Source organism: Tateyamaria sp. 7Alg 36 (genome assembly GCF_059882455.1).
This window is the reverse complement of record NZ_CM187613.1, coordinates 527,704-542,770: the sequence shown is the minus strand read 5'-3', so window position 1 is coordinate 542,770 and position 15,067 is coordinate 527,704. Positions and strand designations below refer to the sequence as shown.

The following is a 15,067-nucleotide window of genomic DNA, read 5'->3' as shown; positions in this document are numbered from 1 at the left end:
AAGAGCAAAGCGGCGCGGATAACCTAGGCCCGCGCCAACAGCGACCGCACCGCTTGGGCGGCAATCCTGTCCAGTACTGCCGCCGGAACGGGCGCATCGGCCATAGTGGCCCGCCGCGCCCGCATCAGCGCAAGGTTTTGCTGGCGGATCAACTCGAACAGGCGCATGTGGCGCGTCATATCTGAACAAAAACGGGTCATGGTCCGCGTGCCTTATCCGCCCAATCCGGCGGGTATAGGCGCGTTCAAAGGCAAATTCGGGGCATTTTCGGCCTAGATCGACAGCCGCGTGGCATGGGTGCCACGTTCGCGATAGGGCGTCGTGTCATAATGCGCGCGGTAGCATTTCGAGAAATGCGAAGGCGAGGCAAAGCCGCAGGCGAGGGCCACGTTTATCACACTCATATCCGTCTGCATCAGCAGGTTGCGCGCCTTTTGCAACCGCAATTCCATGTAATACCGCTTGGGCGAGCGGTTGAGATAGCGGCGGAACAGGCGTTCAAGCTGGCGCGTGGACATACCCACATCTTGGGCAAGGATCGACGGGCTGATCGGTTCCTCGATATTCTGTTCCATGATCTGGATGACTTGGCTTAGCTTGGGATGGCGCACGCCGATACGGGTCGGCACCGACAGGCGCTGCGTATCCTGATCGGTCCGGATCGAGGAATAAATAAGCTGGTCCGCCACGGCACTGGCGATCTGTTCACCGTGGTCGTCCGCAATCAGTTTCAGCATCAGATCAATCGACGATGTGCCACCCGCCGTGGTCAACCTCTTGTCATCAATGACGAAAACCGACTTGGTCAACTCGACCTCGGGGAACTCCTCGACAAAGCTGTCCTGATTTTCCCAATGGGTCGTGGCGCGTTTGCCGTCCAGCAAACCGGCCTTGGCCAGCGAAAAGGCCGCCGTGCACAGACCGGCCACCGGCACGCCCTTGCGCGCCTCACGGCGCAGCCAGCCGAGCAATTTCTTGGTGGTGGCGGATTGCACGTCGATGCCGCCGCACACCATGATCGTGTCATCGCGCCCGATCTCGTCCAGATCACCGTCCAGCTTGAACCCCGTTCCAGCCGAGCAAAAGGCCACATCGCCGCCTTCACCGATGATACGCCACGTATAAAGTTCCTTGTCCGCCATACGGTTGGCGATCCGCAGGCTTTCCAGCGCGGCCGAGAAACACAGCAGTGTGAAATTTTCCAACAGAACGAAAACATAGCGCTTGGGCTTGTCGACCTCGGGTTGGGTCCGTGTGGCGTGACGCGTCATAGACATCGCGGCAATGATCCTAAGCTGGCAGAGACAGGTCGCAAGGTTGCCGCCGTTCCGCATGACGCGCAGTTTGTGCACGCGCCATAAGCGACGTCAAGAGGGCGCATTTGTGATATGGCCATGCCGAGATGCCTTTTGTATAGAGGGTTTCGGCGGCGTTACCGCCAACACTTTTTTGCGGAGAGAGACGATGAGCAATTGGACAAAATCTGACTGGCGCGCCAAGCCCCGGGTACAGATGCCCGATTATACCGATACTGCGGCCCTGAACGCGGTTGAGGCGCAGCTTTCGAAATATCCGCCGCTGGTTTTTGCAGGCGAAGCCCGCCGCTTGAAAAAGCACCTTGCCGATGCGTCCCGCGGGGATGCGTTCCTGTTGCAAGGCGGCGATTGCGCCGAGGCGTTTGACCAGTTCAGCGCGGATGGCATCCGCGACACGTTCAAGGTCATGCTGCAAATGGCGATGGTGCTGACCTATGGCGCCAAAGTACCGGTGATCAAGCTGGGGCGCATGGCGGGCCAGTTCGCCAAGCCGCGCTCGGCGCCGACCGAAACCGTGAACGGTGTGGAACTGCCCAGCTACCGTGGTGATATCATCAACGAGCTGGACTTCACCCCCGAAGCGCGCATTCCCGACCCCAAGAAGATGTTGCAGGCCTACACACAGGCGGCGGCAACGCTGAACCTGCTGCGTGCCTTTTCGACGGGCGGTTTTGCCGACATGCACCACGTGCATTCGTGGACCTTGGGCTTTGCCGAAGGGGCGGAAACCCAGAAATACATGGAAATCGCCAACCGCATTCAGGATACGATCGACTTCATGGCGGCGGCAGGCATTGATGCCGACACCACGCATGAATTCTCCTCGGTCGAGTTCTACACCAGCCACGAATCCCTGCTGCTGGAATATGAAGAGGCGCTGACCCGTCTTGATTCCACCTCTGGCAAATGGCTGGCAGGGTCGGGCCACATGGTCTGGATCGGGGACCGCACGCGTCAGCCTGACGGCGCGCATGTGGAATTCGCCAGCGGTGTGCTGAACCCGATTGGCCTCAAGTGCGGCCCAACCATGACGTCCGAAGACCTCAAGGCGCTGATGGCCAAGCTGAACCCAGAAAACGAAGCGGGCCGCCTGACGCTGATCGCCCGTTTCGGTGCGGGTTCGGTGGGTGAACACCTGCCACGCCTGATCAACACCGTGCGTGAGGAAGGTGCCAACGTGACATGGGTTTGCGACCCGATGCACGGCAACACGATCAAATCCTCGACTGGCTACAAAACGCGGCCCTTCGATTCTGTGCTGCGTGAAGTGCGCGAATTCTTTGGCGTCCACACCGCCGAAGGCACCATTCCAGGTGGTGTGCATTTCGAGATGACCGGACAGGACGTGACCGAATGCACCGGCGGCGTGCGCGCCGTGACGGACGAGGATCTGAGCGACCGGTACCACACCGCGTGCGATCCGCGCCTGAACGCGTCGCAATCGCTGGAACTGGCCTTCCTCGTGGCCGAGGAACTGTCGGACATGCGCGATGCCCGTCGTGCGGACCGCGCTGCCAGCTAAGGCCGGCAGCCCTTAAGACACAAAAAAAACGCGCGTGCCGGAATGGCGCGCGCGTTTTGCGTTTCGGGGCGCTGTGCAGCGTTCTAGTCGTCAGACTGCACAACGCGTAGGTAAGGCACATCGGGGCGCGGTGTGCGCGTCTTGAACGGTCGCGATGGTTCGGCAAACCCGTCTGCCTTGGCGCTCGGCGCTTCGGGCGGCACATCGCGGGCAGGCACAGGGGCCACAGGCAGGGTCGTGGGCGCGCCCGTCTGAGCAGTAATCGCCCGTATCTTTGCGCCAACCACATCAAAACGGCGCGGCGCGTGGCCGATCTCGCCCCTTGCGACCAGACAACCCAAGATGCGGCTCACATCGCCAAGGTCGCTTTTCAGCGGCAACAGCATCAGTCGTCCGTCAAGCGGTGGCTTGGTCGCAGTGGTTTCGGCATTCAGGCGCACTTCGCAGGTGGCGGGGCGCTGGAACACTTCCTCAAGCAGGTCATTGATCTGACGCCGTCCGGGCGGGGTGATGAGCGAGGTCAACGGCATGCCGCGCACCTCCATTCCCATCAGATCACCCACTTGGCTGCCCGCAATGCGGATACGCGCCATGCCAGGCGCGATACGTTCCAGAACAAAGGTGTATTCGAGGGCGGATTCGATCCCACGGGGGTCGATCTCTGACCGCTTGGGCATCAGGCGCGCGCCGCGCAACGCTTCCCAATAGGCCTCGACCTGGGAAATCGCGGAATAGCCAGCCTCTGGGCGAAACTCTGTCATATCGAGGATATTGTGAGGGCTGTGGGGTGATTTGTCCATCTTGTGCATCTCTTCATCGCTCTGGGTTTCCAAATAAACCGGCGGATCGTGGCTCGTGTTCCGTTCAATATGGACCAAATTTTAGGAAATTTGAGGCGTGAAGTTTACTGTTGGTTAACAGGTTGGTGGGTGCATCGCGGGCAGGCTTTGGCTTGCCCAAGCGTTTGCGACACCCTAAACGCAAGGCATGACACAAAAATCGACAGGACATGAATTGCGCTCCATGACCGGCTTTGCGGCGGCATCGGGGGCGTTGGACGTGCATCGCTGGTCTTGGGACATCCGCAGCGTGAATGGCAAAGGGCTGGACGTGCGCCTGCGCGTGCCAGACTGGATCGACGGGCTTGAGGCGGCGCTGAAACCGCTGGTGCAGGCGCGGGCGAAACGCGGCAATGTCACCCTGTCGCTGCGCATCAACCGCGAGGATGCAACCGCGTCGGTCACACTGAACACCGCGCAAATGAAAGCCTCCGTGCAACTGCTGCTTGAGATCGAGGCCGAAGCGATGGAACACGGCCTGTCCCTTGCGCCGTCCCGCGCCAGCGACATTGCGATGATGCGCGGCGTGCTGGAACAGGGCGTGACCGCAGATGATCCGGCCCCGCTGCGCGCTGCATTGCTGGCTGAATTGCCCGCGCTGCTGGATGCGTTCGACGCCATGCGCCTGTCCGAAGGGGCGGCGCTGCACAAGGTGCTGAGCGGGCAACTGGATGAAATGGCATCCCTGACGCAAGAAGCCACGACTTTGGCCGCTGACCGCCGTGATGAAGTGGCGCAGAACCTCAAGGACAACCTTGCCCGCGTTCTGGACAACACCGACGGGGCCGATCCCGACCGCGTGGCGCAGGAACTTGCCCTGCTGGCCGTCAAGGCCGACGTGACCGAAGAAATCGACCGCCTGCACGCCCATATCGTTGCGGCGCGTGCCTTGCTCGACACCGGCGGCAGTGTGGGGCGCAAGCTGGATTTCCTGATGCAGGAGTTCAACCGCGAGGCCAACACCCTCTGCGCCAAGGCCCAGAACGCAGAGCTGACCCGCGTTGGTCTCGCGCTTAAGGCCCTGATCGACCAGATGCGCGAACAAGTTCAGAACGTGGAATAAAAGATGACCGAAACGACACCTACGCGGCGCGGATTGCTGATCATTCTGTCGTCCCCTTCAGGGGCGGGCAAAAGCACGCTGGCCGGACGGCTGCGCGCTTGGGATAATGATCTGGCGTTCTCGGTCTCGGCCACGACCCGCGCACCGCGCACGGGCGAGGTTGATGGCGAACACTACCATTTCATCACCGAAAAAGAGTTCAAGGCACAGGTCAGCGATGGCGAGATGCTGGAACACGCCCATGTGTTCGGCAACTTCTACGGATCGCCCAAGGGCCCGGTGCAGGCCGCCATCGACAGCGGGCGCGATGTGCTGTTCGACATCGACTGGCAGGGTGCGCAGCAGATCACCAATTCGTCCCTTGGCCAACACACGTTGTCCATTTTCATCCTGCCGCCGTCGATTGCCGAGTTGCGCCGCCGTCTGGAAACCCGGGCGCAGGACGACGCGGACACAATCGCGCGCCGCATGCTCAAAAGCTGGGACGAGATCAGCCACTGGGGCGGCTACGATTACGTGCTGGTGAATGACGACCTTGACCAGACCGAGGCAAAGCTGAAAACCATTGTCGAGGCCACGCGCCTGCGCCGGTTGCAGCAGCCCGACCTGACGGACCATGTGCGCAAGCTTCAGACCGAGTTCGAGGAGTTGAAATGACCCTGTATGCTTTGGGCGATGACGCCCCCGAAATTGCCGAGGACACGTGGGTAGCACCGGATGCCAACCTGATCGGCAAAGTGGTTCTGGAACGCGCCGCAAGTGTCTGGTTCGGTTGCACAATTCGCGCCGATCACGAGGTGATCCGCATCGGTGAAGGCACCAATGTGCAGGAAAACTGCGTCATGCACATCGACGCCGGTTTCCCACTGACCATCGGGGCGGGCTGTACCATCGGGCACAAGGTCATGCTGCATGGTTGCGCCATCGGTGAAAACACGCTGATCGGCATGGGTGCGACCGTGCTGAACGGTGCGCGCATCGGCAAGAACTGCCTGATCGGGGCAGGGGCGCTAGTGACCGAGGGCAAGGAAATCCCTGACGGGTCGCTCGTGATGGGCATGCCTGCCAAGGTCGTGCGCCCGCTGGACGAGGACGCCATCCAGCGCCTGCGCGCCTCTGCCTTGCACTATCAGGAAAACATGCGCCGGTTCCGCGATACGATGACCGTATGCGACGGACCGGCCTGACGACAACGCCGCTTGCCGCTCTGGCAGCTTAAGGAAAGTACTCTTTTTATGAAAAACGAAATCGGTTCGATCATGCGCCCCGTGCCACTGCCGGAAAGCGCCTCGCGCCCCGTGGCCACCCCCCTGTCGCCGTCGGTGGTGTACGCCTCTGAAACGCCGGACATGCTGGACGCGCAATACGAGGGCGGTCTGCACGGCTATACCTACAGCCGCGAAGGGCACCCGAACGCCGATGTGGTGGCGCGGACCATCGACGCCATGGAAAGCGCGCCGCATATGGGCGTGATGACCGCATCCGGCATGGCGGCGGTGTCTGCCGTGCTGCTGGGGCTGACCCAGTCGGGCGATCACGTGATCGGTGGCAACCAGCTCTACGGGCGCAGCATGCGCATGATGTCCGAAGACCTGCCGCGTCTGGGCATCAAGACAACCCTCGTCGATCCCGGTGATATCGACGCCGTGCGCGCCGCGATCCGCCCCGAGACCAAGCTGATTTTGGTTGAGGTCGTGTCGAACCCGACCCTGCGCGTGGCCGATATTCTGGGCCTGTCAGCGCTGGCCAAGGAAAAAGGCGTGCTTCTGGTGGTGGACAACACGTTCACAACCCCGCGTGCCTTCCGTGCCTTTGATTTCGGCGCCGATGTTGTGATCCATTCGGTCACGAAGCTGCTGGCGGGGCACTCGGATGTGATGCTTGGCTATGTCGCAGCAAAGGATGCGGCGCTGAACGACCGTTTGCGCGTGTTCACGGTGACGTCCGGCATGACGCCCAGCCCGTTTGACTGCTGGCTTGCGGAACGCGGCATGCTCAGCTTTGCGCTGCGGTTCGAACGTGCGCAATCCACGGCGCAACGTCTGGCCGATCACCTTGCGACACTGCCCGGTGTAAAGCGCGTTCTTTACCCCGCACGCCACGACCACCCCGATCACAGCCGCGCGCAGACGCTGCTGAAGGGGCAGTATTGCAACATGGTCAGCTTTGAGTTGACGGAAACGACCCGTACCGCCGCCAACGCGCTGGCCCGCGGTGCCGAGGGCCTCAGCTTTGCGCCGACACTTGGCGATGTGGGCACCACGTTGTCGCATCCCGCCTCGTCCTCGCATCGGGGCCTGACGCCGGAAAGCCGCGCCGAACTGGGCATGTCCGAAGGGTTCTTCCGCGTCTCGGTCGGCCTTGAGGATCCGGATGCCCTTTGCGAGGTGTTCACCCGCGCTGTCGAGGCGGCAACCACCTAAAAGGGGTCTGTCATGGGCACGACTGTACTGGACTCCGTTCTGGCGGCGTTACCGCTGCCTGCACTGGCCATCGACGCCTCGGAACGGATCATTGCCGCCAATACAGAGGCCCTGACCCTGATCGGGCAGCACAGCATCGGGCGCAACTATGTGACCATGCTGCGCCAGCCCGGGATTGTGGACGCGATCGAGGCGACGCTTGGCGACGGGCGCGCGCGCAGCACGTCCTATTTGGCCAATGACGGCGCGCAGGACACAACCTTTCGCGTCAGTTGTCGCGCCGCACCCGATGTGGGCGCGGACGGGGCAGGGGTGGCCATTCTGGTGTTCGAAGACATTACAGATGTGGAGCAGGCGGGGCAGATGCGGCGCGATTTCGTAGCCAATGTCAGCCACGAGTTGCGCACGCCGCTGACCGCGCTCATGGGATTTATCGAGACACTGCGGGGCCCTGCGCGCGAGGATCGCGCCGCCTCGATCCGGTTTCTGGACATCATGCAGGACGAGGCCGAGCGCATGAACCGGCTGGTGGGTGACCTCATGTCGCTGAACCGCGTAGAGGGCGACGAACGGGTGCGCCCCACCGAAAGTGTTGTGCTGAACGATGTGATCGATTCGACCCTGCGCACCCTGCGTCATCTGGCGGACGAGGCGCATGTGGAACTAGAGGTCGATCTGCCGGATGATCCGGTGCGGATGAACGGCGATGCGGACCAGCTGAAACAGGTTTTCACCAACCTGATCGAAAACGGCATCAAATATGGTGGCGCGGGCGGGCGTCTGACTGTGCGCCTGACCACCAGTGCGCGCGAACCCGCCCTGCGCACCGCCGGTGCACGGGTGCAAGTGATCGACTATGGCCCCGGAATCGACCCCGTCCACCTGCCGCGCCTGACCGAACGCTTTTATCGCAGCGACGATCACCGCAGCCGCGCCTTGGGCGGCACGGGCCTTGGCCTTGCCATCGTCAAACACATCATCAACCGCCATCGCGGGCGGTTGCGGGTGGAAAGCACCCTTGGCGAGGGCGCGACCTTTACCGTTATCCTGCCGATTCAGGAAAATTCCGCCTAAGCAGGCGATGAATCTGCCGCTGTCATAAAACTGTTACGCAAGTGTCACAAAAGCATCGCGCGACACCCGTAGACGGGCGACAAGGTTCCCGAGGGGGGGATCATCATCACTGCTTAACAGGAGACATTCATGTCCTTTGTCAAACTTTCCACTTCCGCACTGGCCCTGTCCGCAATGGCAGCGACCACTGCTGTTGCCCGTGATCAGGTACAGGTTGCCGGTTCGTCTACCGTTCTGCCCTATGCGTCCATCGTTGCCGAAGCCTTTGGCGACAACTTCGACTTCCCGACACCGGTTGTGGAATCTGGTGGGTCTTCCTCCGGTCTCAAGCGTTTCTGTGAAGGCGTCGGCGAGAACACAATCGACGTGGCCAACGCTTCGCGCAAAATCCGCGACAAAGAGATCAAGGCCTGCGCCGAAGCTGGCGTGACCGACATCATCGAAGTACGCATCGGCTATGACGGCATCGTTTTCGCCTCGCAAACAAACGGTCCCGACTACACCGCGTTCGAACCTGCCGACATCTTCAACGCCTTGGGTTCCAAAGTGCTGGTAGACGGCGCAATCGTTGACAACCCGCACGCACAGTGGGCCGACTTCAACGCCGACCTGCCTGCCGAAGACATCGTTGCCTTCATCCCCGGCACCAAGCACGGCACACGCGAAGTGTTCGAAGACAAAGTGCTGCTGCAAGGCTGTGAAGACACAGGCGCACTGGCCGCGATGATTGAATCGGGCATGTCCGAAGACGACGCCGAAGATACCTGCATCGACGTCCGTCAGGACGGCGCATCGGTCGACATCGACGGTGACTACACCGAAACACTGGCACGCATCGACGCCAACCCCAACGGTATCGGCATCTTTGGTCTGGCGTTCTACGAGAACAACACAGACAAGCTGAAAGTCGCGACAATGGGCGGCGTTGCGCCATCGACCGAGACGATCTCGACCGGCGAATACCCTGTGTCGCGTCCGCTGTATTTCTACGTGAAGAAAGCGCACATCGGCGTCATCCCCGGCCTGAAGGAATACGCGTCCTTCTTCATCGCTGACGAAATCGCAGGCGGCGAAGGCCCGCTGGCCGCTTACGGTCTGGTGGCTGACCCTGAACTGTCTGCCACACAGGCAGCAGTAGAAGCCGAAACAACATTGGGCGGCGGCAGCTAATTGGCTGCGACCCTCTGACATGAACGGGGGTGGCGGTCGACGCCATCCCCGACCCGTTTCATCCGGTCCATCTGCGGACCATTCTGCCAAATATCGCGACACTTGGAGCCGACATGCCTTTTACATGGCTCGTACTTATCATCCTCGGTCTGGCTGTTGCCGGATATGTGCTGGGCCGCCAGCGCGCGCTGGCCAGTGCGGGCGGTGACCGCCGCAAACTGCATTCCCTGCCGATCTATTACGGGGCCAATGTCGCCATGTGGGCGATTGTCCCTGCGGCGGGCGTCCTGCTGGTGTGGTTGCTTGCGCAGCCCTATTTTGTGAACTCGAACGTGCTGTCGACCCTGCCGGACGATGTGGTTGCCGAAGGCAGTTCCCTCGGGCTGGTGATGAGCGATGTGCGCCGCGTGGCCGAAGGGCTGGACGTTGCCGTGCAACAGGGCGCGATGACGCGCGAGGAGGCTGACGCGATTGCCTCCAGCGATGTGCGCTCCACTTTGGGCGAGGTCGGTGTCGCGCTTGGGTCCGATGTCAGTGACGCGGTGCTGGGTGGCGCGCAACGCTATCGCAGCCTGAACGCGACCGGCGCGACCTATATGACCGTGATCGTACTGCTGATCGCCTTGGGCGGTGCGGCATATGCCTATTCCAAATCCTCTGCCGATTTCCGCGCCCGCAACTATGTGGAACGCGGCATTCTGGCGCTGCTGATGCTGGCCGCGTCGGTCGCGATCCTGACCACCATCGGCATCGTCTTTGCGCTGCTGTTCAATACCATCGAATTCTTCAAGCTCTATCCCGCTGCCGATTTCTTCTTCGGCACCAACTGGGCACCCAGCTTTTCGGGGCGGGGCGGGGCATCGGACCTTGGGGTTCTGCCGTTGCTTTGGGGAACGTTCTACATCTCGCTCATCGCGCTGATCGTGGCGGTGCCAATCGGGTTGTTCTCGGCCATCTACCTGTCCGAATATGCCAGCCCCACCGTGCGCGGTATCGCCAAACCGCTGATCGAGATCCTCGCCGGTATTCCGACAATCGTTTACGGCCTTTTTGCCCTGCTGACGGTTGGCCCGCTGCTGGTCAGCCTGTTCGGCAAGGAAACCCTTGGCTGGATGTCGGGCGGCACAGCCGTAATGACCGCCGGTCTGGTGATGGGCATCATGTTGATCCCGTTCGTATCCTCGCTGTCTGACGACATCATCAACGCGGTGCCGCAGGCGATGCGCGACGGGTCTTACGGCTTGGGCGCGACGCAGTCCGAAACCATCCGCCAAGTGATCCTGCCCGCCGCCTTGCCCGGCATTGTGGGTGCGATCCTGCTGGCCGCAAGCCGCGCCATCGGTGAAACCATGATCGTTGTGCTGGGGGCCGGTGCCGCCGCGCGGCTGTCGCTGAACCCGTTCGAGGCGATGACCACCATCACCGCCAAGATCGTCAGCCAGTTGACCGGTGACGCCGACTTTGCCTCGCCCGAGGCGCTCGTCGCTTTTGCACTGGGCATGACCCTGTTTGTCCTGACCCTCGGGCTGAACGTCTTCGCCCTTTATATCGTGCGCAAATACAGAGAGCAGTACGACTGATGACCGATACAAGCATGCCCCCCGCAACGCCGCAAAAGTCGAGCCTGTCGGTGATCGACGCCCGCACGCGCAAACGTAATGCCGCCGAGAAACGGTTCCGCTTTTATGGCATGGCCGCCATCGCTGTCGGTCTGCTGTTTCTGGTGTTCCTGTTCACCTCGATCCTGCGCTCGGGCATTCCGGCCTTTACGCAGACGGTGATGGATATCGAATTCACCCTCAGCCAAGAGGAATTCGAGGCCGCCGAAAGCAAGATGCTGAAGACCAAAGAGTATCAGAACATCTTTGTAAGCGCGCTCAGCGCACAGCTGGAAGCCAGCGGAATGGAAGTTGCTTTTGACGACAAGGCAATCGAACGGATTGTCGGCAAGCCCGGCAGTACGATCCGCTCTTACTTCACCGACGATCCGTCCCGCGTGGGCAAGCCTGCCAGTTTCGAACTGGCCGCATCCTCGCGGGTGGATGGCTATTTCAACGGGCGCGTCACACGCGACACACTCGTCGACAGCCGTTTCCTTGAAAAAAGCGATCTGGACCTTGTCGATGCCCTGCACGAGGCGGGTATCATTCACAGCGCCTTTAACTGGAACTTCATCACCGGCAAGGATTCCGGTGTGGACAACCCCGGCGGTGCGGGCCTTGGTGCCTCGGTCATCGGGTCGTTCTTCATGATGTTGGTGGTGCTGTTCCTGTCGCTGCCCATCGGGGTCGCCGCGTCCATCTATCTTGAGGAATTCGCCCCCAAGAACCGCTGGACCGACCTGATCGAGGTGAACATCTCGAACCTCGCCGCTGTGCCGTCCATCGTGTTCGGTATCCTTGGTTTGGCCGTGTTCATCCAGTTTGCCGGTCTGCCGCAATCGGCCCCTCTTGTGGGTGGTCTGGTACTGACGCTGATGACGCTGCCGACGATCATCATCTCGACACGGGCCTCGCTGGCCGCTGTCCCACCGTCGATCCGCGATGCCGCCCTTGGCGTCGGGGCCAGCAAGATGCAATCGGTGTTCCACCATGTGCTGCCTCTGGCGATGCCGGGGATCCTGACGGGTACGATCATCGGACTGGCGCAAGCGCTTGGCGAAACGGCCCCGCTGTTGCTGATCGGGATGGTCGGCTTTGTGGCGCGGGAATATCCCGAAGGCTTCCTTGCCGGTTTCACCGACGCCAACTCGGCCATGCCGGCCCAGATCTACACTTGGGCCAGCCGCGCCGATCCGGGGTTTTACGAAAAAGCATGGGGTGGCATCATCATATTGCTGCTATTCCTGATCACTATGAACGCGATCGCCGTCGTGCTGCGACGCCGGTTCGAACGCCGCTGGTAAGGGGGCTGAACCAATGAATGACATGAGAATTGTGGAGAGAGACGTGGATACAAACGAGGTCAAGATCTCGGCCAAGCAGGTGCAGGTCTATTACGGCACCACCCACGCCATCAAGGATGTCAGCGTTGACATCGAAGACAAGACCGTCACCGCCTTTATCGGCCCGTCGGGCTGTGGCAAGTCGACTTTCTTGCGCTGTATCAACCGGATGAACGACACAATTGATGTGTGTCGCGTGACGGGCGATATCCGCATCGACGATCAGGACATCTATGACGCGCGCGTCGATCCGGTGCAGTTGCGCGCCAAGGTCGGGATGGTGTTCCAGAAACCCAATCCGTTCCCCAAGTCGATCTATGACAACGTGGCCTATGGCCCGCGCATCCACGGTCTGGCCCGCAACAAGGCCGAACTGGACGAGATCGTTGAAAAGTCCCTGCGCCGTGGCGCCATCTGGGACGAGGTCAAGGACCGCCTGCACGCACCTGGCACCGGCCTGTCGGGCGGCCAGCAACAGCGTCTGTGCATCGCACGCGCCGTGGCGACCGAACCCGAAGTTCTGTTGATGGACGAACCCTGTTCGGCGCTGGACCCGATTGCCACCGCACAGGTCGAGGAACTGATTGACGAGTTGCGCAAGAACTATTCGGTGGTGATCGTCACCCACTCGATGCAACAGGCCGCACGCGTCAGCCAGAAGACCGCGTTCTTCCACCTTGGCAGCCTTGTTGAATACGGCGAAACGGGCACGATCTTTACCAACCCCGTGGACCCGCGCACCGAAAGCTACATCACCGGCCGGATCGGCTAAGGAGAGCACCCATGCAAGACCAACACATCGCATCGGCTTTTGACCGCGATCTGGAGGCCATTCAGGCACAGATCATGAAAATGGGCGGGCTGGTCGAAAACGCCATCACCGAGGCTGCGATCAGCCTTGAAACCCGCGACGAAGAGCGTGCTGAAAAGGTGCGCAAGGCCGACAAGGATATCGACGCGCTCGAAGAGCTGATCAACGAGGAAGCCGCCCGCGTCATCGCCTTGCGTGCGCCCATCGCCGTTGATTTGCGCGTGGTTCTGTCGGTGATCAAGGTCAGCGCGAACCTCGAACGGATCGGGGATTACGCCAAGAACCTTGCCAAGCGCACCGGCGTTCTGTCCCAAATGGCCCCAGTCAGCGACAGCGCGGGCGCGCTGCGCCGCATGGCCAAAGAGGTCGAGCGTATGCTCAAGGACGCGCTGGATGCCTATGTCTCGCGTGATGCCGAACTGGCGCAGGATGTGATCGACCGCGACGTGGACGTGGACCAGATGTATAACGCGCTGTTCCGTGAATTCCTGACCTTCATGATGGAAGACCCGCGCAACATCACACCCTGTATGCACCTCCATTTCATTGCCAAGAATATCGAACGCATGGGCGATCACGTGACCTCGATTGCCGAACAGGTCGTCTATCTGGTGACCGGCACCACGCCGGATGAAATGCGCGCCAAGGGCGACAAGACCTCAACCGGTCTCTGAATAAAGGGAACACGCCATGTCCGCCGGTCAACCCCGCGTTCTTGTCGTCGAAGACGAACCAGCACAGCGCGAAGTGCTGTCTTATAACCTCGAAGCCGAAGGGTTCGCCGTCAGCCGCGCCCAGAACGGGGAAGAGGCATTGCTGCTGATCGAGGAAGAAGCCCCCGATATCATCGTTCTGGACTGGATGATGCCGAACCTGTCGGGGATCGAAATCTGCCGCCGTCTCAAGATCAAGCCCGAGACGCGCAGCATTCCGGTCATCATGCTGTCGGCGCGGTCCGAAGAGGTCGACAAGGTGCGCGGGTTGGAAACGGGGGCGGATGACTATGTGGTCAAACCCTATTCCGTGATCGAGTTGATGGCCCGCGTGCGCAGCCAGTTGCGCCGCGTGCGTCCCTCAACCGTGGGCCAGCGGATCGAATATGACGACATCGTGCTCGATTCCGAAAGCCACAAGGTTACACGCGGCGAGTCCGAGCTGAAGCTTGGCCCGACCGAATTCCGCTTGCTTAGCACGTTCATGGAAAAACCGGGCCGTGTCTGGAGCCGTGAGCAGTTGCTGGATCGGGTCTGGGGCCGGGACATATATGTCGATACGCGCACGGTCGATGTTCATATCGGTCGGTTGCGCAAGGCACTGACCCAGCATGGCGGAAACGATCCGGTGCGCACGGTGCGCGGGGCAGGCTACGCCCTCGGCTAAACTATCCTATGCGGGATCACGGGGGCGGTCAGGGATCTGCCTTTAACAAGGCATCCAACCCGTCCTCGAACCCTTGCAGCGTTGCGCCCAGCCGCGCGTTAATCTCTTGCTGGAATCCTTCGGCAAGGGGCAGCAGCTTTTCCATCAGCGCGTGGCCCTTGGCTGTGAGCGCCAGATGCACCAAACGGCGGTCGCGGTCGTTCACGCGTTTCTGCACATAGCCTTCGGCCTCAAGCCGCGTGGCGGCGCGGCTGACCTTGGATTTCTCCATCGCGACCTTGCGTTCGATATCACGCACGGACACGCCGTCGGCTTGGGTCAGATGCACCAGCACGCGCCATTCCGGCACGGAAATGCCGAACTCCTGCCGATAGCGGCGGGCCAGCAGGTCGGACAGTTTCTCGGCCGCGACGGCCAGTCGGTAGGGCGTAAAGCTGTGCAAGTCGAATAGCTTAGGCTGTGACATTGATCTTTTCCGCCTTCTGTGTCCGCAGCAAGCCTTGCGGGTTATCGTCATATTTGCAT

Annotated in this window: 16 protein-coding genes; 12 read left to right on the top strand and 4 right to left on the bottom strand. The window is 61.1% G+C overall.

What is annotated here, in order from left to right; genetic code table 11:
* Window positions 1-23: 23 nt before the first annotated feature.
* Entirely contained in the window at window positions 24-200 is a 177-nt protein-coding gene (locus AC6GQJ_RS02630) for a hypothetical protein (protein ID WP_500771493.1), read from the bottom strand.
* Between the two features lie 72 nt (window positions 201-272).
* Window positions 273-1,277 carry a GlxA family transcriptional regulator gene (locus AC6GQJ_RS02625; RefSeq protein WP_500771490.1) on the bottom strand — a complete coding sequence of 335 codons (1,005 nt, stop codon included), beginning with the start codon at window positions 1,275-1,277 and terminating at the stop codon, window positions 273-275.
* A gap of 187 nt (window positions 1,278-1,464) precedes the next feature.
* On the opposite strand from AC6GQJ_RS02625, the gene AC6GQJ_RS02620 reads away from it, so the two are divergent.
* The gene (locus AC6GQJ_RS02620; protein WP_500771488.1) at window positions 1,465-2,838 is read left to right on the top strand and encodes a class II 3-deoxy-7-phosphoheptulonate synthase; all 1,374 of its coding nucleotides are present in this window, start codon (window positions 1,465-1,467) and stop codon (window positions 2,836-2,838) included.
* Between the two features lie 83 nt (window positions 2,839-2,921).
* On the opposite strand, the gene AC6GQJ_RS02615 is transcribed toward AC6GQJ_RS02620, so the two are convergent.
* Window positions 2,922-3,638 carry a PAS domain-containing protein gene (locus tag AC6GQJ_RS02615; protein ID WP_500771486.1) on the bottom strand — a complete coding sequence of 239 codons (717 nt, stop codon included), beginning with the start codon at window positions 3,636-3,638 and terminating at the stop codon, window positions 2,922-2,924.
* A gap of 223 nt (window positions 3,639-3,861) precedes the next feature.
* On the opposite strand from AC6GQJ_RS02615, the gene AC6GQJ_RS02610 reads away from it, so the two are divergent.
* From AC6GQJ_RS02610 to phoB, 11 genes are all read left to right on the top strand, one after another.
* Entirely contained in the window at window positions 3,862-4,740 is an 879-nt protein-coding gene (locus AC6GQJ_RS02610) for a YicC/YloC family endoribonuclease (RefSeq protein ID WP_500771484.1), read from the top strand.
* A 3-nt stretch (window positions 4,741-4,743) separates the two neighbouring features.
* Entirely contained in the window at window positions 4,744-5,397 is a 654-nt protein-coding gene (gene gmk / locus AC6GQJ_RS02605) for a guanylate kinase (RefSeq protein ID WP_500771482.1), read from the top strand.
* Window positions 5,394-5,927 (top strand): gamma carbonic anhydrase family protein, encoded by a 534-nt coding sequence (locus AC6GQJ_RS02600; RefSeq protein WP_500771480.1) that lies wholly within the window; start codon window positions 5,394-5,396, stop codon window positions 5,925-5,927. Before gmk ends, AC6GQJ_RS02600 begins: the two co-directional genes overlap by 4 nt.
* A 48-nt stretch (window positions 5,928-5,975) precedes the next feature.
* Window positions 5,976-7,163: a trans-sulfuration enzyme family protein gene (locus AC6GQJ_RS02595; protein ID WP_500771478.1), complete on the top strand. Its 1,188-nt coding sequence runs from the start codon at window positions 5,976-5,978 to the stop codon at window positions 7,161-7,163.
* A 12-nt stretch (window positions 7,164-7,175) separates the two neighbouring features.
* Window positions 7,176-8,237: a sensor histidine kinase gene (locus tag AC6GQJ_RS02590; RefSeq protein WP_500771476.1), complete on the top strand. Its 1,062-nt coding sequence runs from the start codon at window positions 7,176-7,178 to the stop codon at window positions 8,235-8,237.
* 129 nt (window positions 8,238-8,366) lie between these two features.
* The gene (locus tag AC6GQJ_RS02585; protein ID WP_500771474.1) at window positions 8,367-9,407 is read left to right on the top strand and encodes a substrate-binding domain-containing protein; all 1,041 of its coding nucleotides are present in this window, start codon (window positions 8,367-8,369) and stop codon (window positions 9,405-9,407) included.
* Window positions 9,408-9,520: 113 nt separating this feature from the next.
* Window positions 9,521-10,987 carry a phosphate ABC transporter permease subunit PstC gene (gene pstC / locus AC6GQJ_RS02580; RefSeq protein WP_500771472.1) on the top strand — a complete coding sequence of 489 codons (1,467 nt, stop codon included), beginning with the start codon at window positions 9,521-9,523 and terminating at the stop codon, window positions 10,985-10,987.
* Entirely contained in the window at window positions 10,987-12,312 is a 1,326-nt protein-coding gene (gene pstA / locus AC6GQJ_RS02575; RefSeq protein WP_500771470.1) for a phosphate ABC transporter permease PstA, read from the top strand. The genes pstC and pstA overlap by 1 nt, the downstream gene beginning before the upstream one ends.
* Window positions 12,313-12,325: 13 nt before the next feature.
* On the top strand, window positions 12,326-13,123 hold the full coding sequence (pstB, locus tag AC6GQJ_RS02570; protein ID WP_500771468.1) for a phosphate ABC transporter ATP-binding protein PstB: 798 nt from the start codon (window positions 12,326-12,328) through the stop codon (window positions 13,121-13,123).
* 11 nt (window positions 13,124-13,134) lie between these two features.
* On the top strand, window positions 13,135-13,836 hold the full coding sequence (gene phoU, locus AC6GQJ_RS02565; protein ID WP_500771466.1) for a phosphate signaling complex protein PhoU: 702 nt from the start codon (window positions 13,135-13,137) through the stop codon (window positions 13,834-13,836).
* A gap of 16 nt (window positions 13,837-13,852) precedes the next feature.
* Window positions 13,853-14,542 (top strand): phosphate regulon transcriptional regulator PhoB, encoded by a 690-nt coding sequence (gene phoB, locus AC6GQJ_RS02560; protein ID WP_500771464.1) that lies wholly within the window; start codon window positions 13,853-13,855, stop codon window positions 14,540-14,542.
* A gap of 28 nt (window positions 14,543-14,570) precedes the next feature.
* Here phoB and AC6GQJ_RS02555 read toward each other — a convergent pair whose 3' ends face one another.
* A complete protein-coding gene (locus AC6GQJ_RS02555; protein ID WP_500771462.1) occupies window positions 14,571-15,008 on the bottom strand; it encodes a MarR family winged helix-turn-helix transcriptional regulator in 438 nt (145 codons plus the stop codon).
* Window positions 15,009-15,067: the final 59 nt, after the last annotated feature.